Origin of the sequence: Sphaerotilus sp. (assembly GCF_031429695.1) — a bacterium.
Taxonomy (GTDB): domain Bacteria; phylum Pseudomonadota; class Gammaproteobacteria; order Burkholderiales; family Burkholderiaceae_C; genus Sphaerotilus.
Genome location: NZ_JANPAB010000104.1, coordinates 1 through 24,403, shown reverse-complemented (window position 1 = coordinate 24,403; position 24,403 = coordinate 1). Strand labels below are relative to the sequence as shown.

The window sequence follows — 24,403 nt, the reverse complement described above, 5'->3', positions numbered from 1 at the left end:
CACGAACTGATCAATCAGCTCCTTCGGTATCGCCGGCATCGCCGCCACTGCGGCCAGCGCCGCCTTCGTCGTCTTCCTGCTTGGCATACATGCTCCTTCTTCTCATGCTATGCCTCGCACACAAAATCCCGGATAGGCTCGCCTCGGCTGGGTTATGCAACAAAGCCGCGTCAAGCCGCCCCCGTCCTGGCTCGCTCAACGACAGGCCGCCAGAACGCCAGATCGGCCCAATCCGGCGGAAAACCCATGTGTGGCCGCGACACGGCCGGATAGCGGTCCAGCAGACGCACCAGCCTGTCCGCCCAGTGACTGCCCGGACTGACCACGCGCATCAAGGACTCGATCACCAGTACCTGCATGTACAGCCGCCGCTGCGGTGCAAGCGACTGCCCAGGTGTGCGATGGGCACCCGTGGCAATGCCCTCCGGCGGCCGAGGCCAATCGGCCGGAGCACGCCGCGGCAGGTCCGGAATGCTGCCGAACTCACGGTTCCACACCCGTGCATGGTGCGCGCACAGATTGCGCAGATCGGACAGACTGCGCATCCAGGACCGCAGCACCGGAAACTTCCAGCCGAAGTGCGCCTCGATGCGCTGGGTGTCCTGCTGGTGCCGCAACTGGGAAAACAGCGTGCTCACCGCCTTGAAGGTCAGCAACTCCACCGCCATCCAGATCGGCGGCTGCACAGGGGAATCCTGGTACTTCTCGCGGTAGTGCAGCATGAACTTCTCTGCATCACGCGAACGAGACTCGTCTGCCAGCGTGCGCAGCAACCAGTCATGGTTGTAGCGCGTGTCGAACACCTCCGGCGACAAGTAGCCGTGTGGCCCGTGGTGGTCTGCGAGCGTGTTGGCCAGTTGGGTGCGCAGCGCCACTTCGATCCGCTCGATCGCATCCAGCAGCAGCAGACGCAGCTCGCGGTCAAAGACGTACAGCATCAGCACATCATCGAAGCCAGTGCCCACCCGAAAGCGGTGCTCGACCTCGTGCGGCACATAGAAAGGCCGCATGTAGGCGGACAGACGGAAGTAGCTGATGTGCGCCAGACCGTGTCGCGCATGGTCGAGGTCAGGAACCCCCAGGCCGCGCTCCACCAGCAGCGCCAGTTGCTCGTCCAGCGTGCGAGACGGTTTGTTGAATTGCGTCATCAGCAAGCCCCAGACGTGAAAAACCCGCCAAAGTGTGCATCGTGGAGAGGCATGGCGGGTGTGTTGCCACGATTGTAATGCAAGCCCGACCGGCCATCAGCGCAGTGAGCCACATTGTGTGTGTGTGGTTCACCAGAATGTCTCGCCCAATCAGTCGTCAACTCTTGCAGCAAGTTGTCAGAAAATCATCTATATTTTCTGACATGACAGCGCCCCTCACCACCGCCGCGCAGATCCGCCAGCACATCGAACGCCTGCCGCTCGGTGAGCCGTTCACGCCCGCCGCGCTGCTGGCGTGTGGCACCCGTGCGACCGTCGATCAGACGCTCTCGCGGCTGGTGAAGTCTGGTGTCATCACGCGGGTCGCCCGCGGTGTCTTCGTCCGCCCGGAGATGAGCCGCTTTGTCGGCCGGGTCATGCCCGACCCGATGGCGGTGGCCGAGACCCTCGCCAGAACCACCGGCGCCACCCTGCAGATGCACGGCGCCGAGGCCGCCCGCCGGCTCCAACTGACCACCCAGGTGCCAACGCAACCCGTGTTCTCCACCTCGGGGCCGTCCCGGCGCATCCGTGTCGGCACCCTGGAAATCCGCCTGCAGCATGTAAGCCAACGCAAGCTCGCGCTGGCCGGTCGCCCCGCCGGGATGGCGCTGGCGGCGATGTGGTACCTCGGTCAGAAGGCGGTAACCCCAGCACTGATCGAGAAGATCCGGTGCCAGTTGCCCGCGGCCGAGTTCGAGGCGCTGACCGCCGCGACCCGCACCATGCCGGCCTGGATGAGCGACGCCGTTTTCCGCCACCAGCAGCAGTCCCATGGCTGAAACCTTCCTCCAGCTCCAGCCCCAGGAGCGTTCGGAGATCTACCGGGCGCTTGCACCCCAGCTCGGCCGGGCGCCCGTGGTGCTGGAAAAGGATGTCTGGGTGTGCTGGGTACTGCAGGCGCTGTTCACCCGCGCAGGACGGCTGCCGATGGCGTTCAAGGGCGGCACCTCGCTGTCCAAGGTCTACCGCGCCATTGACCGCTTTTCCGAAGACGTGGACATCACCCTCGATTACCGGGGTCTGGACAACACGGTCGATCCATTTGCCGCAGGACTGTCGAAAACGAAACTGAAGCAGTTCAGCGAGGGCCTCAAGTCCTTCGTGCGCGACCACGTTCACCATGTTCTGGTCCCCTTTCTGGAGAGGCAGCTACTGGCCGACTGCGGCTCGGGCGGTGCTCGCATCGAGGCGAACGACGACGGTGAATGCGTGCGCGTGCATTACCCGAGTGCCCTGGGCAACGCCGTGGGGGGCTACATCAGCGACAACGTGCTGATCGAGTTCGGGGGGCGCAACATCACCGAGCCCAACGAGTCGCACTTCATCCAGCCAGACATTGCCGCGCAACTGCCTGAACTCGCCTTTCCCGGCGCACAGGTGAGCGTGCTGTCCCCTGCGCGCACATTCTGGGAAAAGGCCACGCTGATGCACGTCGCTTGTCAGCGCGGCGAATTCGGCACCCAGGCCGAGCGGCTGTCCCGCCACTGGTATGACTTGGCACGGCTGGCGGCGTTGCCGCACGGGAACACCGCGCTGGCGGATCGCCACTTGCTGGCCGATGTCGTCCGGCACAAGAAGGTGTTCTACAGCACCGGGTACGCCCGGTACGACGATTGCCTTGTGGGTCAGTTGCGCCTGATTCCCGACGGTGCTGCCTTGGTGGCGCTGCAAGCCGACTTTCAGCACATGGTCGATGCAGGGATGTTCATCGGGGAGGCTCCGTCATTCGGCGCGATCGTCGATCGACTGCGGGCGCTGGAAACGCAGATCAATGCTCCCGTGGCTCCGATTTCGCCAGACGCCCTCAGCCCGCCTGCCCCTCGGCATCGCTCAGATTGAGCTGATAGAACTCATGCAGTTTCTGCTGCAACAGCCGCTTGTCGGGCAGTTGCGTCTGGTACTCGGCGATCAGCGCGGGCGACAGGCTGCGGCTCAGCGCGTACTCGACCACCTCGTCGTCCTTGCTCGCGCACAGCAACACGCCGATGGCCGGGTTCTCGTGCGGCTTCCTCACGTCCCGGTCCAGCGCCTCCAGGTAGAACGACAGCTTGCCCAGGTACTCCGGCTCGAAGCGCCCCACCTTCAGCTCGATCGCCACCAGACAGTTCAGCCCGCGGTGGAAGAACAGCAGGTCGAGCGCGAAGTCCCGCCCGCCCACCTGCAACGGGAACTCCGAGCCGACGAAGCAGAAATCCCGCCCCAGCTCAGTGAGGAAGTGGCGCAACTGGCCCAGCAAGCCCCGATGCAGATCAGCTTCGCTGTGGCCGCCCTGCAGGTCGAGGAACTCGACCATGTAAGCGTCCTTGAAGACGTTCAGGGCCTGCGGGTGGCTTTGTCTCACCAGCGGTGAGACTTTTGCCGGCGAAGTCACCACGCGCTCGAACAGGGCGGACTGGAGCTGGCGTTCCAGTTCGCGCTTGCTCCACTGCTCCTGCACGGCCATGCGCAGGTAGAACTCACGCTCCTCAGGCCGCTTGCACTGGCCCAGGATGATGAGGTTGTGGGTCCACGGCAATTGTCTCGGCAGTGCCGAGATCATTTCCTGGCCCGCGTAGGCCTCGTAGAACTGCCGCATCCGGAACAGGTTCGGGCGGGTGAAGCCTCGCAGCCCCGGCTGAGTGCGCGCGCTGGCGCGCTGCCTGGATCATCTCGATCACCGCCGTGAAACTGGGGTCATCGGTCGTGCGAGAAACAGGCCTTGTCATGCCGACAACCCCTCGATCATCTGCTTGATCCGATCCGTCGACCGCTTCAGGTCCGCATCGATCTCCGCCAGCGACCGCGGCGGCTCGAACACATAGAAATGCCGGTTGAACGGCACCTCGTAGCCCACCTTGGTCTCGTCGTGGTCGATCCACGCATCCGGCGCGTGCGGCAGCACCTCGCGCTCGAAGTAGGCCTGCACGTCCTCCGACAGCGGCACGTTCTCCGTGTCGCGCAGCGCCGCATCCGCCTGCGGCTTGCCCTTGAGCTTGCCTTTCTGCCCGAGCACGACCGCACCCGCGGCATCCCGCAACGGCCGCTCCACCGTGATCGTCCGGTACCCGAACGCCTCGTTGCGGAAGATGCGCGAGACCGGCGCCTTCTTGCGCTGGCCGCCCGCCGGCACCTCCGGCAGCCGATCCCCATCGGGCACCACCGACCGGCCCGCCTCGCGCCCGTCCGCGTCGAACACGGTGACGAGGTTCGCCTCCATGAACGCGCCGAACAGCCGCGTGATCTCGGCGATGTGGGCCTCGCTCAGCTCCTTGCGCTTCGATCCGAGGCTCTTGCGCATCTTCTGCCAGAAGCCCGAGGCGTCGATGAGCTGCACCAGCCCCTGCCGGTCGTCCTGCTTGCGGTTGCTCAGGATCCAGACGTAGGTGCTGATCCCGGTGTTGTAGAACATGTCCGTCGGCAGCGCGATGATGGCCTCGACCAGGTCGTTTTCCAGCACATGCCGCCGGATCTCCGACTCGCCCGACCCGGCCCCACCCGTGAACAGCGGCGAGCCGTTCAGCACGATGCCGATGCGGCTGCCGCCCTGCTCTGCTGGCCGCATCTTGGACAGCAGGTGCAGCAGGAACAGCAGCGAGCCATCTGACACCCGCGGCAGCCCCGGCCCGAAGCGGCCGGCGTAACCCATGCCTTCGTGCTCCTGGCGGATCTCCTTCTCGATCTTCTTCCACTCCACGCCGAACGGCGGGTTCGACAGCATGTAGTCGAAGGTCCGCCCGCGCAGCCCGTCCTCGGACAGCGTGTTGCCCAGCACGATGTTGCGGATGTCCTGCTCCTTGATGAGCATGTCGGCGCGGCAGATCGCCCAGGACTCGGCGTTCAGCTCCTGCCCGGACAGCGTCAGCCGCGCGCCGGGGTTGATCGCCTTCAGGTGTTCATCCGCGACCGACAACATGCCACCCGTGCCCGCCGTCGGGTCGTAGAGCGTGCGCACGGTGCCGGGTTTCTGCAGTGCGGCGTCGTCCTCGACGAACAGCAGGCCCACCATCAGCCGGATCACCTCGCGGGGCGTGAAGTGTTCGCCGGCGGTCTCGTTGGAGATTTCGGCGAACTTGCGGATCAGCTCCTCGAAGACCGTCCCCATCGCGGCGTTGTCCACCGTGTCGGGGTGCAGGTCGAGGTGGGCGAACTTCTCGGTGACGAGGTAGAGCAGCTTGGCCTTGTGCAGCCGCTCGACCACCGCAGCGAAGTCGAAGCGCTCGAAGATGGCGCGCACGTCGGCCGAGAAGCCCTGCACGTAGCCGTCCAGGTTGTCGCGCAGGTGGTCCTGGTCGCCCATGAGCTGCGGCAGGTCGAACGACGAGGTGTTGTGGAAGCCCAGGCCGGTCTTGCGGTTCAGGAACGGGCCGTAGGGCACCTCTTCGGCCACCTTCAACCGGTACTCGCCGAGCACGGCCGCCTTGGTCGGCGCCAGCACGCAGTCCAGCCGGCGCAGCACCGTGAAGGGCAGGATGACGCGGCCGTATTCGGACTGCCTGAAATCGCCGCGCAGTAGGTCGGCGACGGACCAGAGGAGGGCGGAGAGGTTCTGTGGGGTCATGGGGATCAGCAGGCAGCGGGAACCCCCGATTATTCCGGCATGGCGCTCCCCCGCGACTGCCCGCGGAACACCGAGGGCAAAACCCCCGCCCAGCGCTGGAACGCCCGTGCAAACGTCTTCTCGCTGCTGAAGCCCAGCATCTGCGCGATCTGCTTGATGGGCTTGGCCGTGCGGCTCAGCAGCTCCTTGGCGCGGAGGTGGCGCACCTCGTCCTTGAGCGCCTGCAGCGTCGTGCCCTCCAGCCCGAGCTGCCGGTACAGCGTGCGCACCGACATGTGCAGCGCCGAGGCCAGGGCTTCGGCGTTGAGCATCAGGTTCGGCTGGCTGCGCAACAACTCGCGCACCCGCGGCATCAGCAACGGCTCCTGCCGGTAGGGCCGCACCACCAGCGGCAGCGAATGCTGCAGCATCGCCCGCAAGGCGCTTTCGTCGCGCACCATCGGCCGGGCCAGGAAATCGCTGCCAAAGGTGAGGCTCGCCTGTCCGGCACCGAAGCGCACCGGGCCAGGGAACAGCAGCCCGTAGACCCGGCTGTGCGGCGGGGCCTCGAACGGCAGGGCGATGTCGGCGAGCGGAATGTGCGCGTCGATGGACCAGCAGGCCAGCCCGTGCAACCCCCGCAGCATCGACATCACGCAGAACTCGCGCACAGGCCCCAGCGGCTGGTGTTCCTGCACCTGCACCCGCGCCAGCGTCCCGTCCAGTTCCACCGAGAGCGAAATCTCGTCCACCAGCAAGCCGTGCAGACGGCACCACCGCTGCAGCGCCGCCCCCAGCGTGGGCGCGGTCACGGCGGCGCGGGTCAACATGCCGTAAGTGCCCCAGCGCATCGGCCGCGAGAACCAGCCCAGGGCTTCGTCATCGAGTTCACGCATGGCGGCGTGTCCCAGCCACTCCAGTTGCCCGGCGGTGATGCGGGCCGCCGGGTCGTCGAGCTGCTCGGGGCGGATGCGGGCGGCCTGCAAGGCCGCCGCAGGATCGACGCCATAGCGCGCATAGGCGTGCATGACCGCTTGCACGAACGCGATCGGCGTTTCGGTGCGCAGGCTCATCAAACGTCGGGGCATGGCATCAGTCCGTCGCGTTGCGTGGTGTTGTAGGAGTTGTGGGGGTTGTGCGAAAGACCGATGGCAAGACCCCCTCCCAGCGCCGGAAGGCACGTGCGAAAGTCTTTTCGCTGCTGAAGCCCAGCAGCAGCGCGATCTGCTTGAGGGACTTGGGCGTGCGGCTCAGCAGTTCCTTGGCGCGCTGGTGGCGTACCTCGTCCTTGAGCGCCTGCAGCGTCGTGTGCTCCAGCCCGAGTTGCCGGTACAGCGTGCGCGCCGACACATGCAGCGCCGAGGCCAGGGCTTCGGCGTTGAGCATCAGCTCCGGCTGGCTGCGCAGCAGCTCGCGCACCCGCGACACCAGCAACTGCTCCTGCCGATACGGTTGCACCATCAGCGTCACCGGGTGCTGCAGGAGCGCCCTCAGCGCCCCCTCGTCGCGCACGATCGGCCTGTTCAGGAACTCGCTGCGAAAGGCGATGCCGGACTGTGCTGCCCCGAACCGCACCGGGCCGGGGAACAGCGCCCCGTAGACCTGGTGGTGGTGCGGCGGCGCGAAGGACAGCGCCGTCTCGACCAGGGGGATCTGCGTGTCGATGAACCAGCAGGCCAGTCGGTGCAGACCGCGCAGCATCGACACCACGCAGCACTCGCGCATGGGGCCCAGCGGCCGATGCTCCTGCAGCCGCAGCCGCACCAGCGCCCCGTCCGTCTCCAGCGAGAGCGTCACGTCATCGACCAGCAGCCCGTGGAAGCGGCACCAGCGCGCCAGGCCCACGCCCATCGTCGGTGCGGTCACGGAAGCGCGGATCAGCATGCCGTAGGTGCCCCAGCGGATGCGGCGCGAGAACCATCCGAAGGCCTCGTCGTCGAGTTCGCGCATGGCCGCATACCCGAAGCACTCCATTTGCCAGGTGTTGATGCGGGCGTCGGGATCGTCGAGCTGCTCGGGCCGGATGCGCGCCGCCTGCAGCACGGTGGCCGGGTCCATGCCGCGGCGGGCATAGGCCAGCACGACCGCCCGCACAAACGCCATCGGGGTCTCGTCGCGCACGTTCGCCGGTGGCCGCGTCACTGCATCAACCCGTTTTTCAGCGCGTAGTAGGTCAGCTCGCTGTTGGACGACAGCCCGAGCTTGTCCATCACGCGCGAGCGGTAGGTGCTGACGGTCTTGACGCTGAGTGCCAGGTGGTCGGCCAGACGGCCGATCGTCTTGCCGCGGGCCAGTTGCAGGAAGACCTGGAATTCCCGGTCGGAGAGCTGGTCATGGGGCGGGCACGGTGTCTCGCCCCCGGCACGGCTGGCGAGCAGTTCGGCCAGTGCAGGCGTCACGTAGCGGCGCCCGCGGTGGACCGTGCGGATGGCGCGGGCGATCTCCGGCGCCTCGCAGCCCCGGCCCAGGTAACCGCTGGCGCCCAGCCGCAGCAAGGTGATTGCGCAGTGGGTCTCGGGCGTCTGGCCCACCATCAGCACCGACAGGTCCGGTCGGCGCAGCCGCAGCGCCCGCAGCACGTCCACGCCGCAGTAGTCCTCGATCGACAGGTCCAGCACCACCACGTCGATGTCTTCACGCCCGGCCAGCATCTGGGCCTCGCGGCCGTTCTCCGCTTCGGCAATGACCCGGAAATCCACCTCCTTCGACAGAAGATGGCGCAGTCCGGCGCGGACGATGGCGTGGTCATCGGCAAGTGCAATCTGGATCATGTTGACTACTCCCTTCGGTGGTTTTTTCCGGTACCAAGACAAAGTCTAGGCAATCGGTTGGCGCATATCGTGCAAAAAGACACGCTTATTCCGCCTAGTGCGCCTCAGCGGCGGGCAGGTGCGTCAGGGTTGTCCTACGGACGATCAGGCCGCTGTCCGACCGCTGCGGGGTGGCGGCTTGCCTAGCCTTGGCGGGCCGTCAGCCTCGACGGTGCCCACCGACAGAGGAGTTCTCCAATGCCTGCCCGCATGACCACGCCCGCATCCCTGCCCCTCACGTCCAGCCAAGGGGTGACGCTGTCCGACAACCAGAACTCGCTGCGGGCCGGCACCCGCGGCCCGACGCTGATGGAGGACTTCCTGCTGCAGGAGAAGATCACCCACTTCGACCACGAGCGCATCCCCGAGCGCGTGGTCCACGCCCGGGGTTCGGCGGCACATGGGTATTTCGAATGCGCCCGCGACTGCAGCGACTGGACCCGCGCCTCCTTCCTGTCCAAGGTCGGCCGGCGCACGCCGGTATTCACCCGCTTCTCGACCGTGGCGGGGGGCGCCGGCTCGGCCGACACGCCCCGCGACGTGCGCGGCTTCGCGGTCAAGTTCTACACCGGCGAGGGCAACTTCGACCTCGTGGGCAACAACATCCCGGTGTTCTTCATCCAGGACGCGATCAAGTTCCCCGACCTCGTCCATGCGGTGAAGATGGAGCCGGACCGGGGTTATCCACAGGCGGCGTCGGCGCACGACACCTTCTGGGACTTCATCTCGCTGATGCCGGAGTCCATGCACATGGTGATGTGGGCCATAAGCGACCGCACGCTGCCGCGCTCGCTGCGCATGATCGACGGCTTCGGCGTTCACACCTTCCGGCTGGTCGATGCGCAGGGCGTGTCGCGCTTCGTCAAGTTCCACTGGCGCGCGGCGCTGGGCGTGGCCTCGACGACCTGGGACGAGGCCGTGAAGATCGCCGGGGCCGACCCGGACTACCACCGCCGCGACCTGTGGGAGTCGATCGACCGCGGCGACTTCCCGGCCTGGGAGCTGGCGCTGCAGGTGTTCGACGAGGAGACGGCCGCGTCCCTGCCCTTCGACGTGCTTGATGCGACCAAGCTGATTCCGGAGGAGCTGGTGCCACTGCAGGTGGTGGGCCGCATGGTGCTGGACCGCAACCCGGACAACTTCTTCGCCGAGACCGAGCAGGTGGCCTACTGCCCGGCACACCTGGTGCCGGGCATCGACTTCAGCGACGACCCGCTGCTGCAGGGGCGGCTGTTCTCGTACACCGACACGCAGCTCAGCCGGCTGGGCGGCCCGAACTTCCACCAGTTGCCGATCAACCAGCCGCGCTGCCCCTTCCACAACTTCCAGCGCGACGCCGTGATGCAGACCACCCGGCCGCAAGGGCGGGTCAACTACGAACCCAACTCGCTGGCCCCGGAAGGACCACGCGCCGCCGCCGAACACGGCTTCGCGACCTGGCCGGCACCGACCACCGGCACCAAGGTGCGACAGCGGGCAGAGACCTTCGGCGACCACTACTCGCAGGCGCGGCAGTTCCTGGCCTCGCTGACGCCGCCGGAGCAGCGCCACATCGTGATGGCGCTGGCCTTCGAGCTGGGCAAGGTGACGGTGCTGGCGATCCGCGAGCGGGTGCTGGGTCACCTGGCAGTGATCGACGCGGGATTGGCTGGCCTGGTGGCCGAGCGGCTCGGGCAGTCCGTGCCGACGGCAGAGCCCCGGCCGCAGGCGACCGTGCCGCCGCAGGACTTGCCGCCCTCTCCCGCGCTGAGCCAGCTCGCCAGCCGCGCCGGAGGTCTGGCGGGGCGCCACCTGGCCGCGCTGCTCGCTGACGGTGCCGACGACACACTGTTGGCAGCCATGCAGCGTGCGCTCACCCAAGCAGGCGCCCGGTTGACGCTGGTGGCCGAGAAGATCGGCGGTGTGCACCTGGCCGATGGCACCGTGCAACCGGCCGATCAGGCCCTGGCCGGCGCACCGTCGTGCCTGTTCGATGCGGTGATCGTCCTGGGCAGCGAGACGGGCATCGCCACCCTGCGCCAGCACCCGGCGGCACTCGACTGGCTGCGCGATGCCTGGCGCCATCTGAAGGTGATCGGACTCGATCCCGCCGGGGCCTTGCTGGCCCGCACCGCCGGCATGCCCACCGATGAGGCCGTGGTGGCGCTGACACAGCGCAAGAGTGTCGAGACCTTCGTGCAGAAGGCCGCCAAGGGCAAGTACCACGCCCGAGAAGGGGCGCCCGGCACCGACCACTGAGCGGCGGAGCCGCGGGGCAGGGTCAGGCGTTGACGTCCACGACGACCCGCCCGCGGACCTTGCCGGCGAGGATATCCACAGCCACCTGCGGTGCCTCGGCCAGCCCGATCGTGCGGGTCATCGACGCGAGCTTGCGGCGGTCCAGGTCCGTCGCCAGCCGTGCCCACGCCTGCTGGCGCCGCACTGTCGGGCACATCACCGAATCGACGCCCAGCAGCCGCACGCCGCGCAGGATGAAGGGCGCCACGCTTGTGGATAACTCCATCCCTTGCGCCAATCCACAGGCGGCCACGGCACCGCCATAGCGGGTCTGCGCCAGTGCGTTGGCGAGGGTGTGCGAGCCGACCGAATCGACGACACCAGCCCAGCGCTCCTTCTGCAGCGGCTTGCCGGCTGTGGATAACCCGGCGCGATCGAGGATATCCACAGCCCCGAGCGCACGCAGATATTCAGCTTCGTCGAGCTTGCCGGTGGACGCCACGACCCGGTAGCCCAGGCCGCTCAGCAGCGCCACGGCCACGCTGCCCACGCCGCCGCTGGCCCCCGTGACCAGAATCTCGCCGCTGTCGGGCCGCACACCCGCGTCTTCGAGCGCCATCACGCACAGCATCGCGGTGTAGCCGGCCGTGCCGATCGCCATGGCATCGGCTGTGGATAACTCGGTGGGCAGTGCGATCAGCCAGTCGCCCTTGAGCCGCGCCTTCTGCGACAGGCAGCCCCAGTGCGTTTCACCGACACCCCAGCCATTGTGGATAACCTTGTCGCCAACTGACCAGCGCGGGTCTGTGGATAACTCAACCGTGCCCGCCCCGTCGATGCCCGGCACCATCGGCCACTGGCGCACGACCGGGCTGCGGTTGGTCAGCGCGAGGCCGTCCTTGTAGTTGACCGTCGAGTGGGCGATGCGCACGATGACGTTGGCCTCGCCGGTGTGGGCGACCAGTTCGTCGTCGGTCAGGTCATCACGCAGACGGGCCGTGAAGGCGCCGTCGGTCTTGGTGAGGTACAGGGCGGTGAAGGGTGTGGGCGTGGGTGAGGGCATGGCGGTCTCCGGGTGTCTCCAGCCGAAGATTGAACCATGCCCCTTCCTGCCCCGCTGTCACGCGGGTTCAGCCGCGCTCAGCCATTCACTGGCAAGAGAAGCTGGCCGCCAGCTCCAGGCTGCCAGTGCCCTTGTACTTCGCGACCTTCGGGTAAGCGCACAGCGGGCGGGTGCGGGTGGCCGACCAGCCAGCCGGCACTTCCGCGTTGACGCCGCCGGCGTTGCCCGCGCCGCGTGCGCTGGCAATCACTGCATCCGGTGCCTTGCCCTGTTCGACCCACTGCACCAGCGGCGTGAGCATGTCGAACTGGTCGGTGGCGGGGCCACCCGAGCAGTGGTTCATGCCGGGCACACCGAACAGGCGGGCGAAGTTGCTGGCGTCGCCCCCGTTGGCGCTGGCGAGGTTGTTGACCCAGGTGACCGTATCGTCATACGAGAACACCGCGTCGCTGACCCCGTGGTAGAGCATGACCTTGGCACCGCGACCCTTCAGGACACTGAGGTTCGAGGGCGTCGGTGGCGTCATGAAGTCCATGCCGGAGACGGTGTAGGTCGCGCCGGTGGCGGTGATGCCGGCCGCCAGGGCGTCGATGGACGCGGTGAGCGGATTGGCCAGGAACGCGGGCGTGCCATTGAACACGACGCCGGCCGCCAGCGGGTCCAGCGCCAGCGAGTTGACAAACTCCCAAGTCGCCCAGCCGTTGCCGGAGATGCCGGCGTCGAAGGGGAAGGTGTTGTAGACCGCCGCGCCGGTGCTGGTGCGGGCGCCGGCGTGGATGTTGGCGAGCACGTCCTTCTGCAGCGCGGTCAGGCAAGTGTTGTCGCGGGCGCCGCTGCATGTCGGCACGTCGTCGACCAGGCTGAACGCCTTCTGGCAGGCGGCGGTGTCGCTGACGATGCCGTCGGCGGCGCTGTCCAGCGCATCGCACTTGGCCAGGATGCGGCCCGCCACCATGGTGCGCTCGGCGGGCGTGAAGGCGGTGGCCAGGTCGGCGATCGTGTTGCCATTGGCCGTGGTGGTCGCGCCGACGGTGTAGGCGCGGGCGTACTGCTGGGCACCCCAGATCTGCGAGACCGCGGCCTTGGGCAGGTTGTAGCCGGGCGCGCCGGCCAGGAAGCCGTCGTATTCCTCGGCCAGCCGGCTCGTGGCCACCAGCGTGTGGCGCCCGCCGTTGGAGCAGCCGCCGAAGTAGGAGCGGTCCGGTGCGCGGCCATACGCGGCCTTGACCAGTGCCTTGGCCATCGGGGTGAGCTTGGCAGCGGCCTGGTAGCCGTAGTCCAGACGCGCCTGCGGCTCGAAGCCGAAGGCAGCGGTCTGCGCGCCGGTGTGGCCGGCGTCGGAGCTGATGACCGCGAAGCCTTGCAGCAGGGCGTGGGTGTTGGGGCCGCCGCCGGTGGCACCAGTGGCGGCGACGACGCTGCCATCCAGCCCGCCGTTGCCCTGGTAGTAGAACCGGCCGGTCCACGCCTGGGGCATCCGCATCTCGAAACCGATCGCGTAGGTCAGGCCGTCGCTGCCCGTGCGTGTGCCGAGCTTGCCGGCGACGAGGCAGTGCTCGGGGACGGGGTTGCCGGCCAGGGTGAGCGTGCCGGCGGCCACGGTGGTGGCGCTGGTAATGGTGACGCCAGCGTAGGTGAAGCCGGTCAGGCTGGGGCATGCAACGGACAACGCACCCGCCTGGGCGGCCGAGAGCTGGGGCAGGGCCGTGGGGGTTGCGACCGTGTCGTCGCCGCCACCACAGGCCACCAAAGCCGCTGCTGCGGCCACCGCTGAACAGGCCGCGATGGGCCGGTGACTGAAGAATCCGCGCATGGTGTCTCCTGATGCGTCTGTCGATAATTACTTAATCTAATTAAGTAAAAGCGCGCTCGAATCGGTGAATTCCCTTGGATTGCTACACTGACCCATGCTCCACACCAAGCGCCCTCTTTCGGAACTCACCCCCCAGGGCGGCCTGGAGGAACGGGGCATCCACGACCTGCTCGGCTACCAGCTCGCGCAGGCCACCATCGTCACCGACGAGGTCTTCGAGCGCGTGGTGGGGCGGCCGCTGGGCGTGCGGCCGGTGGAGTTCACGATCCTGCAGCTGGTGAAGGAAAACAGCAGCGTCACCCCGTCCAAGCTGGCCAAGGCGCTGGCGATGACGGCCCCGGCGATCACCACCTGGCTCGACCGGATGACCCTGCGCGGCACGCTGGTGCGCGAACGCAGCACCACCGACCGGCGTGCCCAGTCGCTGCGCATCACGCCAATGGGTGAGCAGCTTGTCGCACAGGCCTTGGGGCAGTTGCTGCAGACCGAGCGCGAGCTGCTGGCGGCGTTGTCCGAGGGGGAGCGGCAGATCCTGCTGGAGCTGCTGCACAAGGTGGCCTGCGCGCGGCCGCGCTGAGTGGCCGGCAGGCTAATCGTCCTGCGTAGCGGTATTCGGATTGATCATTGGCGGAGCATCTAAGAAATTTTCCGTGCAGCCGCTTTGGATTTCGTGCGGCGCGTCAGACGAACAAACACGCCAAGAGCCAATACGGCAAGAAACCCGCCGAGAAGGAATTTTCCAAACGCTGCCGCCACGGCAGCCACGGACACCAAGCCAAAGCCGATCGCGCTGTCAAGAATGTTCAGCCCAGCTTCCACGGCCTTGCTGGAGCGTGATTTCGACCAAAACCCATCCATGATTTCTAACGTTCCCAATAACCGGCGCGCGCTGCGTGACGCAACCAACCGCACTGCCGTTGCGCGCGCGTCCGGTTCATTGGGTTGTTAGAGCGCAGCTCTCGGTTTATGCACGTCATCTGCACCAGGCACGGTGTACGTTATGCCTTCCATCGCCAGCAACTCTTCATATAGCGTAGGCTCGAGTTCTCGCGTTATTAGGTTGCACAACTCGTCAAATTGACCAACGACCCAGTCGCGAGCGCGAGTAGCTAAGAGATGCAGGTTTTGGTAGTTCTCTTGCCCTAACGTCTCGCCGACGACACTTAGGCACAAGATTTTGGCAATCTTGTGGTCCATGCCTTTCTTATTGAGGATCGCCCCCGGCAAGCATTGCGTGTAGGAATTCTCGTCGTGCACCAAGTTCTTGTTTCGGAGGCTGTCGAAGTATTTGTACGGCTCGAACGCTCCTGGATCAGCCTTGTAAACGACCTTCGCATCGAGGCTGAACCTTGATTCGCTCTGACCGAAGCACTTTATGAAGTGAACAATCGCCGAATGCCACAAGGCCCGACGGAGGGTGTGAGGTTCATCGGGCGTGGTGTTTATCGTCTCAAGGCACTCGAGCGTGAAATCGAGATCGACTTTGTGCAGTGCCAGATCTGCCAAACGTCGGATCTTTGGTCCCGCGATGAGGAGGACCTTCACTGCATCTGGAAAGCCCTCAACGTGGAACCCGTTTGCCGTTTTTGTGATCGCGAAATATTCCATGAGGTCGGCGCTGCGCTCTAACGTTTGAAGTCAGCGTGTCGCCGTAGGCGATCCGCTGGAGTGAAGGGTTAGGCTTGCTTGGTTTGGTGCGTTGCTAAATAAATGAAAGTGGGCGAGAAAAACTGCCAATGCAAACGCTAAGGGAGCAAATGCTAGGCCTAGCCCGAAACTGAGGAGCATCCCGCCAGCTCCAGTAATAGTACCTAGTACAACCCATAGCCAATACACACGACGATTTTTAATCCAGTTTAAATTCATTACAGCAAGCGCGACCCAAGGGAAACCCAAAAATAACAAAGAATAAACAGGCGTGAAACGACTGCTATCCAAAAACGCAAGCCTTGTCGTAAAAACGATTTGCTCTACGCTCAAATAAATTCCGTAAACTGAGGTAAGCCAACAAAGAAGACTGACAACGATTCGATTTCGCATATTTGTATGTGCCTAACGTAATATCGACGTCACACCTTGCTGGCGTAACAACCTTGCTGCTGCGTATCAGCTTGCGAGCAGCGCAACACAAGTCCGCGCCGGGATTGAAGTTTTTCTCTGTCTTGCATGGTTTGCCCCCCGTAAAAATGACCCCAAAGCCTGCACTGCTGGCGTAACCCGTTACGCCGTCAGACTCAGCGCCAGCATACCCGCGCCCTGATCCGCTCGTCCACTGCGGCCACCCCCATTCGCCTACCCTTCACACGTAACAACATGCGAACCGTGCCACTGCCTCAACTGGCGTCGGTGTAGCATCCACTCCGCTCGCACACACTGCGAGCACGGGCTTGGCAGCCCGGAAGCAAGGCGCAGACCCAAGCCGCGCCCAACGCGGCTTTTTCACGTCCATACGGCGCGTGAGCTGCGCGCATGGCCACGTCTATGGCGGGCCGTGCGGGAGGGGGCAACCCCTGCCGGTCCTTGCCCGGTCTGCCAACCCGCACGGTCTGCCACCCCTCTCTTGGCAGGGAGGGTGGGCAGGTTCAAACCTGTCGCAAGGAGCCATTCATGGCTGACACCACCCGCATCCTCGCCCGCCTGCTCCCCCGCTGGCTGCGCCGCCTCACCCTGCGTGAACGCACCTTCCGCGTCATCGCCCTCGACCGCTGGCGCCCCCGACCACCCCGCCTGAGCTGACCCGCCCACCACGGACCGACCGACTCCGAGCGCCCCCCCAACACGGGGCGCCCGTCGGCGCCCGCGCGTCTGCACGTCACGCCACAGGGGTTCTCTTCCACGGACTTGTCGCCCCCTGTGCGCGTCCCGGCTCGGCGCGCGGGCTCGTCACGCCGGTAGAGCGGGAACCACGACACCGGCGACCCAGAGGCGCAAGCTGCCACGGGTGTGGTGGGGCGTTCGAGCCCTGAAGGCAGCCTGTCGCGCGCGTCGATACCGCCCGCGATCCCCGTAGCGACCGACTGACCGACCGATGGTCCGCGTCACGCCGTCCACGCCCAGGGGCCAGCCCGACACGCCTGCGCGGCTTCACCGCCGCGGCGTGCTGGGTCGAGGCTTGCCCCTTCGCTCCCTCCTTCCCTCTCTCCGGTCCCTCGGGGAGCGCGGGCGACAAGTCCTCAGTTCGGGCAATTTTTCTATCGGGTATTGGCCAGAGGCAGTGGAAGCGACCGCCAACAGCCTGTGGCGCCGCCATGACCGGGGCCTGTCGCGCCGTCCAGGTCAGGTCCGCTCGTGGTCGTCGCGCTGTGCCCGCTCCTGCGCGAACAGCTCTTCAAGCTGCTGGCGGCCCTTGCGCGCCATCGACACCAGTGCCTTCTCGTCGCGGTGGTGTGGCCAGAAGGCTTCGAGCTGGGCCACCGAATGGCTCCGGAACCGGCTGGCCAGCGCGCTGGCGCGGTCGGGTGCCCAGCCCATGCTCTCCAGCACGCTGCGCCCGGTGGCCAAGGCCGCGTCCAGCGTCTCGCGCTCGATCAGCGTCACACCACGGTCGCGCAGCGAAAAGAAGTGCTGCACATTGCGGGCGCGGGCCACGAGCACGAGGTTCGGGAAGTGCTCGCGGGCAAGATCGACCAGCTTCAGGCTCTGCTCCACATCGTCGATCGCCACCACCAGCACCTTGGCCGATGCCGCCCCCGCCATGCGCAGCAGGTCGAGCCGGGTCGCGTCGCCATAGTGGACCCGGAAGCCGAAGCGGCGCAGCGCCTCGATCTGTTCGGCGTCGTGGTCGAGCACGGTCGCCTTCAGGCCGTTGGCGTAGAGCAGCCGCCCGACCACCTGCCCGTAGCGACCGAAGCCGGCGATGATCACCGGGGCTTCCTGCGGCTCAGTCAGCGCATGGGGCGAGTTATCCACAGCCTGCTGTGCATAACGTGGCAGCCACCAGCGGTCGATCGCCACCAGCAGCAGCGGCGTGACCAGCATCGACAGCGCCACCGTGCCGATCAGCACAGAGGTCTGCGACTCGGTGAGCACCCGGACCGTCGCCCCCTGCTGGAAGACGACGAAGGCAAATTCACCGCCTTGCGCCAGAAGCAGCGTGAACACCGGCCGCTCCTGCCGGGGCACCGCCACCCACCGCGCCAGCGCCCACAGCACCAGCGCCTTGATCGCCAGGAAGCCCATCAGCAGCGCGACGACGGCACCGAGGTGCTCGTACACGGCGCGGAAGTCGATCGACATGCCCACCGCCATGAAAAACAGCCCGAGCAGCAGCCCCTTGAACGGCTCGACATCGGTTTCCAGCTCGCGCCGGTATTCGCTCTCGGCCAGCAGCACGCCACCCAGGAAGGCCCCGAGCGCGGCCGACAACTCCACCGCGTGCATCAGGCTGGCCAGCCCGACGACCAGGCCGAGCGCCGCGGCGGTGAAGATCTCGGGGGAGCCACTGCGGGCGATCCAGCGCAGCGCGTGGCGCAGCAGCAGCCGGCCCACCACGATGATGCCGGCGATGACGGCCAGCGCCCGCAAGGCTTCGGTCCACGGGCTGCCGCTGTCCTGCACCTTCGGGGCCAGCAGCGGGATCAGCGCCAGGATCGGGATGGCCGCCACGTCCTGGAACAGCAGGATCGCGAAGCCGGCCTGTCCGCCCGAGGTGCGCAGCAGGTTGCGCTCCTGCATCACTTGCACCGCCACCGCCGTGGACGACAGCGCCAGCCCCAGCCCCGTCACCACCGCCACCGGCCAGCGCACCCCCAGCAGCAAGGCCACACCGCCGACCGCCGCCGCACAGCCGAGCACCTGCGCACTGCCCCAGCCGAAGATCGAGCGCTGCATGGCCCACAAGCGCGGCGGCTCCAGCTCCAGTCCGATCAGGAACAGCATCAGCACCACGCCGAACTCGGCGAACTGCAGGATCGCATCCGGATCGCGGACGAACTCCAGACCGAAGGGACCAATGGCGATGCCGGCGCCGAGGTAGCCAATGATCGAGCCGAGTCCCAGCTTGCGCGCCAGCGGCACCGCGATCACCGCCGCGGCGAGGTAGACCAGCGAGGCGTTGAGCCAGTGTCCGTGTTCCATCGTGCCATTCTCCTGGCGCGCAGCATAACGGCGCACCTGGGGCGCAGGGGCTCAGGTGTAGTTGCAGCCGGCAGGCAGCGGCCAGCTCGTGGCCGGTTTCATCGCCTTGACCGCCGCCGGGGCCGTGATGCCCACCAGGTCGGTGCCGACCAGCCGCTCCAGCTCGGTGATGCTGACGAGGTAGGGGTCCAGCGCGGTCAGGCCCTCGACATTGGGGATGTACCAGGCGATCGCCTTGGCCGCCCCGGTGGCCGGGTCGGTGGTGACGATGGCCTTCCAGAAGTATTCCGGCGTGCGGATGCCGTGGCTGGCAAGGAACCAGTCGTTCGATTCGTCGCTGTAGACCACGCCGCCGTAGACCTGCACCGGCGCGAGGTCGCGGTAGCACTCGGCGACGTTCTCGGCGTCGAGCCAGACATTGCGGTTGAACGTCGCCACCTGCGGGACGATGTTCGTCATGTAGTTGGCGCGCTGGATGTAGTCCGCGTTGTAGTCCATGTGGTTGGACGAAACGAGGTGCCCCCGGTCGTAGCCAGGATGGATGGCGCCGGCGTAGCTGCTGGCGCTGTTCTGCTGTGCGCAGCCAGCGGGCAGGGTCGGGTCGAGCGTGAAGCTCGTCGGGCGGGCAGCCGTGCCGTTGTCGAAGCCGAGGGTGTAGCTGTACTGGAGCGCCGTGTGCGTGGTGCAGTCGTAGGTGAGCTGGTAGCCGCCGTAGTCCTGGCGGATGACCCGGTCGGTGCTGGCCGGGCCGTTCGGGGCCGGATAGACCGTGTCCGTGCCAGCGTCCGCCGGCTCCTCGTCACCGCCACCGCAGGCGCCGAGCAGGACCGCGAACCCCAGGGCTCCCAGCAGGCGCAGGCCGCGTGCCCACCTGTCAGCGACTGTCACTGACCAACCGGATGGGTGACGCCGCATTCCCGCAATCGCGCTGCTGCTGGTAGACCACCAGGCCATCGACCTGGACGCACTTGAAGACGCCGGCACCGGTGGCCGGACCCGCTGCCGTGGGCGGCAGGTTCGCGGGGAAGTTGAGCGGGAAGGCCTCGGCCGCCTTCGGCGCCATCCCCCAGTGCGCTTCGCCCGTCCACGGATTCACGGCCGATGCCGCGCGCTCGACCGCCAGCACCCGGGTGGTCGTGCTGCCCAGGAGCTGCGACAGGAGCCGGTCGCTGCGCAGATAGAACAGGAGCCCTGCCACCAGCAGCAGCCCCAGCGCCACGGGCCAGCTTGGCACCAGCCAGGACCGCTCGAAGTTGTGGCGATAGCCACCGGGCACGCTGTAGTTCACACCCCGAAAGCTCGGCGGCGAGACATACGGCTCGGCGCCGTCGGCAGCGGACGCTGTCGAAAAGGGGTTCTGGGCAGGAGACGACACGCGGGTCATGGCAGATGAAAGCTGAATTTGCGCAAATTGTGTCGTTCTTTTTCTTAACAGTCTCCTGCATGAAGTAAAAATTCGAGTCGCTTGCGCAAATCCTCATCCAAACGTCCGGCTTGTGACACCAGCGCGGGTTGAGGAGCCGCCAGAAACCGGTAGAAGGCGGCCCGCTGCGGCCCGAGACGGGCCAGTTCGGCCAGATGGCGTTCGACCACGCCCAGGTCGCCCCGCGCGATCGGCCCGGACACGGCACCCGCCAGGCCGCGCGCCTCGACCGCATCCAGCGTGCCGCGCGACAGCGGCAGCAGCGCCCGCAGCGCCTCGGCCTCGTCCACACCGAAACTGGCCCACAGCGCCACAGCCTCCTGCAGCACCGGCAGCAGGAAGCTCGCCGCGTAGCCAGCCGCCACGTGGTAGCGCACCCGCATCCCGGGCGGCAGCACGGTGGCCGGCATCTCCAGCGCAGCGGCCAGCGCACGCAGCGTCGGCATCAGCGCGGGACCGGCCTCGATCGCTGCGGTGCTGCCGGCCAGCCGGCGCGCGGCCAGCTCGGGGTCGGAGAAGATCTGCAGCGGATGGAAGCCCCCGGTGTGCGCACCGGCCTGTGCGGCGGCGTCGAGCGCAGCGACCTCGGTGGCGCCACTGCAATGCACCACCGCCTGCCCGGCGCGCCAGCGCAAGGCCGCCGCGACTGGCGCGATCGCATCGTCCGCCACGGTGAGCAGCACCAGATCGGCCTGGTCCACCGCTTGCTGCGGCGTGCAGGGCTGTGGATAACTGGAGGCGGACAGGCGCTCGGGCCGTCGGCTGCCGACGGCCACAACGGGCAGACCCGCACGCTCCAGCGCGATCACCAGCGCCCGTGCCACACGGCCGGCGCCAACCAGCGCCACGCGCAAGGCGGCCAGTTCGGGAAGGGGTTCAGGCGTGGGCATGTTCATGGCAGGATGATGCCCATGGACATCCCCGCATTGCAGGCCCGCCTGCGCGATTTCTCGGCCGAACGTGGCTGGGAGCCCTACCAGACCCCCAAGAACCTGGCGATGGCCATGGTGGTCGAGACCGCCGAGCTGGTCGAGATCTTCCAGTGGATGACGCCCGAAGCCTCCACCCGCGTCGCCGAGGATCCTGCCGTGCAGCAGCACCTGGGTGAAGAGATCGCCGACGTGCTGGTCTACCTGGTGCAGATCGCCGACCGCTGCGGCGTGGACATCGCGGCGGCCGTGGACCGCAAGATCGGACTGAACGCGGTCAAGTACCCGCCAGACCTCCCGCCGAATCCGGGCCGCTGAGCGCGTTTACCCGGTCCGGGCACCCGAGGGTGCCCGGCGGGCGCGCCAGACGCCGCAAGGCCCCTCAGAGCGCCTTGACGACCAGCTTGAAGTCCGGATCCTCCGGGAAGGGCCGCACCTCGTAGCCCAGGCCGCGCATCAGCCGCAGCATGTTGGGGTTGTTGGCCAGCACCAGCCCCTCGATCTGCGCCAGCCCCTTGTTGCGGGCGAAGTCGGCGATCGACAGCATCAGCCGCGAGCCCAGCCCCTGGCCCTTGTAAGCGTCCGACACCACCAGCGAAAACTCGCAGGTGGTCTGGTCCGGGTTGGTGATGAAGCGCGACACGCCGATGATCTGCTCGGTCTCGACAAAGTTGCCGTCCTCGCCCAGGCGGCGGTCGACATGCACCGCCACCAGCGCCATCTCGCGGTCGTAGTCGATCAGCGTGTAGCGGGCCAGCATGCGCGCCGGCAGCTCGTGCATCGCGCTGGCGAAGCGGAAGTAGCGGCTCTCCTCCGACAGGCCGCGGGTGAAGGCCTGCAGCATGTCGGCGTCGTCCGGACGGATCGGGCGGATGGTGTAGAGGTCGCCGCCCTTCATCGGCCACTCGCGCTCGTAGCGGCTCGGGTAGGGCAGGATGGCCAGGTGGTTGTAGTCGCGTGCGGTCGGTCCGGCGTGGTCGATGACGATGCGGGCGTCCACCGCCACCGCGCCGTCGTGGTCCACGATGATCGGGTTGATGTCCATCTCGCGCAGCTGCGGCAGCTCGCAGACCATCTCCGACACCCGCAGCAGGATCTGCTCGACCGCCTCGACATCGGCCGCCGGCGCGCCCCGCCACACACCCAGCAGGGTCGATACCCGGGCCCGCTCGATCAGCCGGTGCGCGAGGAACTGGTTCAGGGGTGGAAGTTCCATCGCCCGGTCGGCGATCAGCTCGATCATCGTGCCGCCAGAGCCGAAAGTGATCACCGGGCCGAAGGGCACGTCCGTGGTCATGCCGATGTAGATCTCGCGGCCACGCTTCTTGCCGCTCATGGGCTGGATGGTCACGCCGTTGATGCGCGCTTGCGGCATCACCCGGCGCACGGCGGCCAGCATGTCGTTGAAGACATCGCGCACCTGGGTGGCGGTCAGCACGTTGAGCACCACGCCCTCGACATCGGACTTGTGGCTGATGTCGGGGGAGTCGATCTTCAGCGCCACCGGGTAGCCGAGCTGGCTGGCGATCAGCATCGCCTCGGTGGCAGTGCGGGCCAGCATGGTGCGGGTGACGGGGATGTGGAAGGCCGCCAGCAGCGCCTTGGACTCCATCTCGGTCAGCACCCGGCGACGCTCGGCCAGCACGCCCTCGATCAGCAGCCGGGCGCCCTCGACATCCGGTCGCGCCAGCGTGGACTGCGGTGGCGGCGTCTGCTGAAGCAGCTGCTGGTTCTGGTAGAAATTCGCCACGTTGGCAAAGGCATCGACCGCAGCTTCGGGTGTGCGAAAGGTGGGGATGGCGATCGCGTTGAGCATGACCCGGGCGTCGCGCACCCGCTCGTCGCCCATCCAGCAGGTCAGCACCGGCTTGCCCATGGCGTGCACGTTGTCGCAGACGACCTGGGCGATGGCATCCGGGTCGCTGTCGAGCTTGGGCGAGAAGATCACCAGCACCCCGTGTACCGCCCGGTCCTTCGCGCAGGCCAGCAGCGCGGCGCGGAACTGCGCTGGCGTGGCCTCCTCGCCCAGGTCGATGACGGATTCCAGCGTGGCGTGCGGCGCGAGCTGCGGCGCGAGTTCGTTGCAGCTCGTGTCGACCAGCCGCGCCACCTCCAGACCGATCTCGTTGGCGCGGTCGGCCGCCAGCACCGCCGGGCCGCCGCCATTGGTGACGATGGCCAATCCCCGGCCGATCGGCTTGTAGCGCGAGGCCAGGCACTTCGCCGCCGAAAACAACTGCGTGAAGGCCCGCACCCGCACGACACCCGCGCGGCGCAGCGCCGCCTCGAACACGTCGTCCGAGCCGACGATGCTGGCCGAGTGGGTCAGCGCCGCCTTCGAGCCCGCCGGCTGGCGGCCGGCCTTCATCACCACCACCGGCTTGGCAAACGCCGCCGCCCGCAGCGCGCTCATGAAGCGGCGGGCGTCGTGGATGCCCTCCATGTAGACGAGGATGCTCTGGGTGGAGGCATCGTTGGCCAGGAAGTCCAGCACCTGCGTCAGGTCAACGGCGGTATTGGCCCCGAGCGAGACCACGGTGGAGAACCCCACCGCATTGCGCGCCGCCCAGTCGAGGATGGACGCCGTCAGCGCGCCCGACTGGCAGACCAGCGCCAGCGGGCCGGTGGCGGCGAGGCGGCCGGCCGCGCTGGCGTTGAGCTTGAGCAGCGGGCGCTGCAGGCCGAGGCTGTTCGGCCCGAGCAGATGCATGCCGTGTCGCCGCGCGATCGCGTGCAGGTCGGCGCACTCCACCGCTGGCAGCCCGGTGGACAGCACCAGCGCGGCGCGACAGCGGATGCGGCCGGCAATCTCCAGCGCTGCGGCAATGCGCGCATGCGGCAGCGCGATGATGGCCAGATCGGCCCGTGACTGGGCCAGCTCCGACAGCGTGCCCGTCATGTCGACGTCAAGGAAGGTCAGCGTGCCGTCGAACTTGTGCGCCTGCAGTTCCCGGAGCATGGCGCGCACCAGCGACGGCGCCTGGTCCAGCTGGTCCGGTGGCCCCGCGAACACGACGATCGACTTGGGGGAGAACAGCGGCGTCAGGAAGTGATGGTCCACGTGGGCACACCCGTTGAAAAGGAGACGTACCAGCATACGACAAGGACCTGTCCGGCTGGTGCAGTGCAGCAGACAACAAAAAACCCGCTTGCTGTTGCGCAAACAGCGAGCGGGTTCTGGGGTGCAAAGCGTCGCGGGGACGCCCTGCCGTGCGTCTCAGGCGTCGATCAGCGCACGACGGCGATCTGCTCGCGGTTGCCAGCCTTGTAGGTGAACATCGTCAGCGCGCCGTTCTTCACGTCGCCCTTCTCGTCGAAGCTGATGTTGCCCGTCACGCCCTTGTAGCCCGCCGTCTTCGCCAGCAC

Annotated in this window: 21 protein-coding genes and 1 pseudogene; 6 read left to right on the top strand and 16 right to left on the bottom strand. The window is 67.1% G+C overall.

The genetic code is table 11. The features are described from left to right. Positions 1–170 precede the first annotated feature (170 nt). Positions 171–1,148, bottom strand: a complete 978-nt coding sequence (locus RMP06_RS19375; RefSeq protein WP_310463434.1) for an Abi family protein — start codon at positions 1,146–1,148, stop codon at positions 171–173. Positions 1,149–1,351: 203 nt separating this feature from the next. On the opposite strand from RMP06_RS19375, the gene RMP06_RS19370 reads away from it, so the two are divergent. Both RMP06_RS19370 and RMP06_RS19365 read left to right on the top strand, forming a co-directional pair. Beyond that, complete coding sequence (locus RMP06_RS19370; RefSeq protein WP_310463433.1) at positions 1,352–1,969, top strand: DUF6088 family protein; 618 nt, start codon at positions 1,352–1,354, stop codon at positions 1,967–1,969. Then, positions 1,962–3,029, top strand: a complete 1,068-nt coding sequence (locus tag RMP06_RS19365) for a nucleotidyl transferase AbiEii/AbiGii toxin family protein (protein WP_310463432.1) — start codon at positions 1,962–1,964, stop codon at positions 3,027–3,029. The genes RMP06_RS19370 and RMP06_RS19365 overlap by 8 nt, the downstream gene beginning before the upstream one ends. Here the strand turns inward: RMP06_RS19365 and RMP06_RS19360 are convergent. The 5 genes from RMP06_RS19360 to RMP06_RS19340 form a co-directional block, all read right to left on the bottom strand. After that, positions 2,995–3,798, bottom strand: coding sequence for a PDDEXK nuclease domain-containing protein (locus RMP06_RS19360; RefSeq protein WP_310463435.1), 804 nt, complete (start codon positions 3,796–3,798; stop codon positions 2,995–2,997). The two genes, RMP06_RS19365 and RMP06_RS19360, sit on opposite strands and share 35 nt — an antisense overlap. A 93-nt stretch (positions 3,799–3,891) precedes the next feature. Further along, the gene (locus RMP06_RS19355) at positions 3,892–5,727 is read right to left on the bottom strand and encodes a type I restriction-modification system subunit M (protein WP_310463431.1); all 1,836 of its coding nucleotides are present in this window, start codon (positions 5,725–5,727) and stop codon (positions 3,892–3,894) included. Between the two features lie 29 nt (positions 5,728–5,756). Beyond that, positions 5,757–6,794: an AraC family transcriptional regulator gene (locus tag RMP06_RS19350; protein WP_310463430.1), complete on the bottom strand. Its 1,038-nt coding sequence runs from the start codon at positions 6,792–6,794 to the stop codon at positions 5,757–5,759. A gap of 4 nt (positions 6,795–6,798) precedes the next feature. Beyond that, positions 6,799–7,827, bottom strand: coding sequence for an AraC family transcriptional regulator (locus tag RMP06_RS19345; RefSeq protein WP_310463429.1), 1,029 nt, complete (start codon positions 7,825–7,827; stop codon positions 6,799–6,801). Between the two features lie 17 nt (positions 7,828–7,844). Continuing rightward, positions 7,845–8,477 carry a response regulator gene (locus RMP06_RS19340; protein ID WP_310463428.1) on the bottom strand — a complete coding sequence of 211 codons (633 nt, stop codon included), beginning with the start codon at positions 8,475–8,477 and terminating at the stop codon, positions 7,845–7,847. Between the two features lie 237 nt (positions 8,478–8,714). Here RMP06_RS19340 and RMP06_RS19335 point away from each other — a divergent pair, with 237 nt between their 5' ends. Further along, on the top strand, positions 8,715–10,754 hold the full coding sequence (locus tag RMP06_RS19335) for a catalase (RefSeq protein ID WP_310463427.1): 2,040 nt from the start codon (positions 8,715–8,717) through the stop codon (positions 10,752–10,754). A gap of 22 nt (positions 10,755–10,776) precedes the next feature. On the opposite strand, the gene acuI is transcribed toward RMP06_RS19335, so the two are convergent. Together acuI and RMP06_RS19325 are read right to left on the bottom strand one after the other, a co-directional pair. Beyond that, positions 10,777–11,796: an acrylyl-CoA reductase (NADPH) gene (acuI, locus tag RMP06_RS19330; RefSeq protein WP_310463426.1), complete on the bottom strand. Its 1,020-nt coding sequence runs from the start codon at positions 11,794–11,796 to the stop codon at positions 10,777–10,779. 85 nt (positions 11,797–11,881) lie between these two features. Beyond that, positions 11,882–13,609 carry a tannase/feruloyl esterase family alpha/beta hydrolase gene (locus RMP06_RS19325; RefSeq protein WP_310463425.1) on the bottom strand — a complete coding sequence of 576 codons (1,728 nt, stop codon included), beginning with the start codon at positions 13,607–13,609 and terminating at the stop codon, positions 11,882–11,884. 94 nt (positions 13,610–13,703) lie between these two features. On the opposite strand from RMP06_RS19325, the gene RMP06_RS19320 reads away from it, so the two are divergent. Next, a complete protein-coding gene (locus RMP06_RS19320) occupies positions 13,704–14,186 on the top strand; it encodes a MarR family winged helix-turn-helix transcriptional regulator (protein WP_310463424.1) in 483 nt (160 codons plus the stop codon). A 59-nt stretch (positions 14,187–14,245) separates the two neighbouring features. On the opposite strand, the gene RMP06_RS19315 is transcribed toward RMP06_RS19320, so the two are convergent. Next, the gene (locus RMP06_RS19315) at positions 14,246–14,428 is read right to left on the bottom strand and encodes a hypothetical protein (protein WP_310463423.1); all 183 of its coding nucleotides are present in this window, start codon (positions 14,426–14,428) and stop codon (positions 14,246–14,248) included. Positions 14,429–14,554: 126 nt separating this feature from the next. Beyond that, positions 14,555–15,217: a hypothetical protein gene (locus RMP06_RS19310; protein WP_310463422.1), complete on the bottom strand. Its 663-nt coding sequence runs from the start codon at positions 15,215–15,217 to the stop codon at positions 14,555–14,557. A 999-nt stretch (positions 15,218–16,216) separates the two neighbouring features. Here RMP06_RS19310 and RMP06_RS19305 point away from each other — a divergent pair. Further along, positions 16,217–16,345, top strand: coding sequence for a hypothetical protein (locus RMP06_RS19305; protein ID WP_310463421.1), 129 nt, complete (start codon positions 16,217–16,219; stop codon positions 16,343–16,345). 540 nt (positions 16,346–16,885) lie between these two features. On the opposite strand, the gene kefC is transcribed toward RMP06_RS19305, so the two are convergent. The 4 genes from kefC to RMP06_RS19285 are packed head-to-tail and all read right to left on the bottom strand — an operon-like array spanning position 16,886 to position 21,004. After that, positions 16,886–18,685, bottom strand: a complete 1,800-nt coding sequence (gene kefC / locus RMP06_RS19300; protein WP_310463420.1) for a glutathione-regulated potassium-efflux system protein KefC — start codon at positions 18,683–18,685, stop codon at positions 16,886–16,888. Between the two features lie 51 nt (positions 18,686–18,736). After that, the gene (locus tag RMP06_RS19295; RefSeq protein ID WP_310463419.1) at positions 18,737–19,573 is read right to left on the bottom strand and encodes a DNA/RNA non-specific endonuclease; all 837 of its coding nucleotides are present in this window, start codon (positions 19,571–19,573) and stop codon (positions 18,737–18,739) included. Beyond that, positions 19,560–20,069 (bottom strand): hypothetical protein, encoded by a 510-nt coding sequence (locus RMP06_RS19290; RefSeq protein ID WP_310463418.1) that lies wholly within the window; start codon positions 20,067–20,069, stop codon positions 19,560–19,562. Before RMP06_RS19290 ends, RMP06_RS19295 begins: the two co-directional genes overlap by 14 nt. A 44-nt stretch (positions 20,070–20,113) precedes the next feature. Next, entirely contained in the window at positions 20,114–21,004 is an 891-nt protein-coding gene (locus RMP06_RS19285; RefSeq protein ID WP_310463417.1) for a Rossmann-like and DUF2520 domain-containing protein, read from the bottom strand. Between the two features lie 15 nt (positions 21,005–21,019). Between RMP06_RS19285 and RMP06_RS19280 the strand changes: the two genes are divergently transcribed. After that, positions 21,020–21,355, top strand: coding sequence for a nucleotide pyrophosphohydrolase (locus RMP06_RS19280; RefSeq protein ID WP_310463416.1), 336 nt, complete (start codon positions 21,020–21,022; stop codon positions 21,353–21,355). A gap of 64 nt (positions 21,356–21,419) precedes the next feature. On the opposite strand, the gene RMP06_RS19275 is transcribed toward RMP06_RS19280, so the two are convergent. Together RMP06_RS19275 and RMP06_RS19270 are read right to left on the bottom strand one after the other, a co-directional pair. Next, positions 21,420–24,098, bottom strand: a complete 2,679-nt coding sequence (locus RMP06_RS19275) for a bifunctional acetate--CoA ligase family protein/GNAT family N-acetyltransferase (RefSeq protein WP_310463415.1) — start codon at positions 24,096–24,098, stop codon at positions 21,420–21,422. 167 nt (positions 24,099–24,265) lie between these two features. Then, a pseudogene (locus RMP06_RS19270) lies at positions 24,266–24,403 on the bottom strand (branched-chain amino acid ABC transporter substrate-binding protein); the annotation flags it as partial.

What these genes read in the sequence shown, in the direction of transcription:
- RMP06_RS19375 (WP_310463434.1), bottom strand. Translation starts at nt 1,148, where the DNA reads ATGACGCAATTCAACAAACCGTCTCGCACGCTGGACGAGCAACTGGCG.
- RMP06_RS19370 (WP_310463433.1), top strand. Translation starts at nt 1,352, where the DNA reads ATGACAGCGCCCCTCACCACCGCCGCGCAGATCCGCCAGCACATCGAA.
- RMP06_RS19365 (WP_310463432.1), top strand. Translation starts at nt 1,962, where the DNA reads ATGGCTGAAACCTTCCTCCAGCTCCAGCCCCAGGAGCGTTCGGAGATC.
- RMP06_RS19355 (WP_310463431.1), bottom strand. Translation starts at nt 5,727, where the DNA reads ATGACCCCACAGAACCTCTCCGCCCTCCTCTGGTCCGTCGCCGACCTA.
- RMP06_RS19350 (WP_310463430.1), bottom strand. Translation starts at nt 6,794, where the DNA reads ATGCCCCGACGTTTGATGAGCCTGCGCACCGAAACGCCGATCGCGTTC.
- RMP06_RS19340 (WP_310463428.1), bottom strand. Translation starts at nt 8,477, where the DNA reads ATGATCCAGATTGCACTTGCCGATGACCACGCCATCGTCCGCGCCGGA.
- RMP06_RS19335 (WP_310463427.1), top strand. Translation starts at nt 8,715, where the DNA reads ATGCCTGCCCGCATGACCACGCCCGCATCCCTGCCCCTCACGTCCAGC.
- acuI (WP_310463426.1), bottom strand. Translation starts at nt 11,796, where the DNA reads ATGCCCTCACCCACGCCCACACCCTTCACCGCCCTGTACCTCACCAAG.
- RMP06_RS19325 (WP_310463425.1), bottom strand. Translation starts at nt 13,609, where the DNA reads ATGCGCGGATTCTTCAGTCACCGGCCCATCGCGGCCTGTTCAGCGGTG.
- RMP06_RS19320 (WP_310463424.1), top strand. Translation starts at nt 13,704, where the DNA reads ATGCTCCACACCAAGCGCCCTCTTTCGGAACTCACCCCCCAGGGCGGC.
- RMP06_RS19310 (WP_310463422.1), bottom strand. Translation starts at nt 15,217, where the DNA reads ATGGAATATTTCGCGATCACAAAAACGGCAAACGGGTTCCACGTTGAG.
- RMP06_RS19305 (WP_310463421.1), top strand. Translation starts at nt 16,217, where the DNA reads ATGGCTGACACCACCCGCATCCTCGCCCGCCTGCTCCCCCGCTGGCTG.
- kefC (WP_310463420.1), bottom strand. Translation starts at nt 18,685, where the DNA reads ATGGAACACGGACACTGGCTCAACGCCTCGCTGGTCTACCTCGCCGCG.
- RMP06_RS19290 (WP_310463418.1), bottom strand. Translation starts at nt 20,069, where the DNA reads ATGACCCGCGTGTCGTCTCCTGCCCAGAACCCCTTTTCGACAGCGTCC.
- RMP06_RS19285 (WP_310463417.1), bottom strand. Translation starts at nt 21,004, where the DNA reads ATGAACATGCCCACGCCTGAACCCCTTCCCGAACTGGCCGCCTTGCGC.
- RMP06_RS19280 (WP_310463416.1), top strand. Translation starts at nt 21,020, where the DNA reads ATGGACATCCCCGCATTGCAGGCCCGCCTGCGCGATTTCTCGGCCGAA.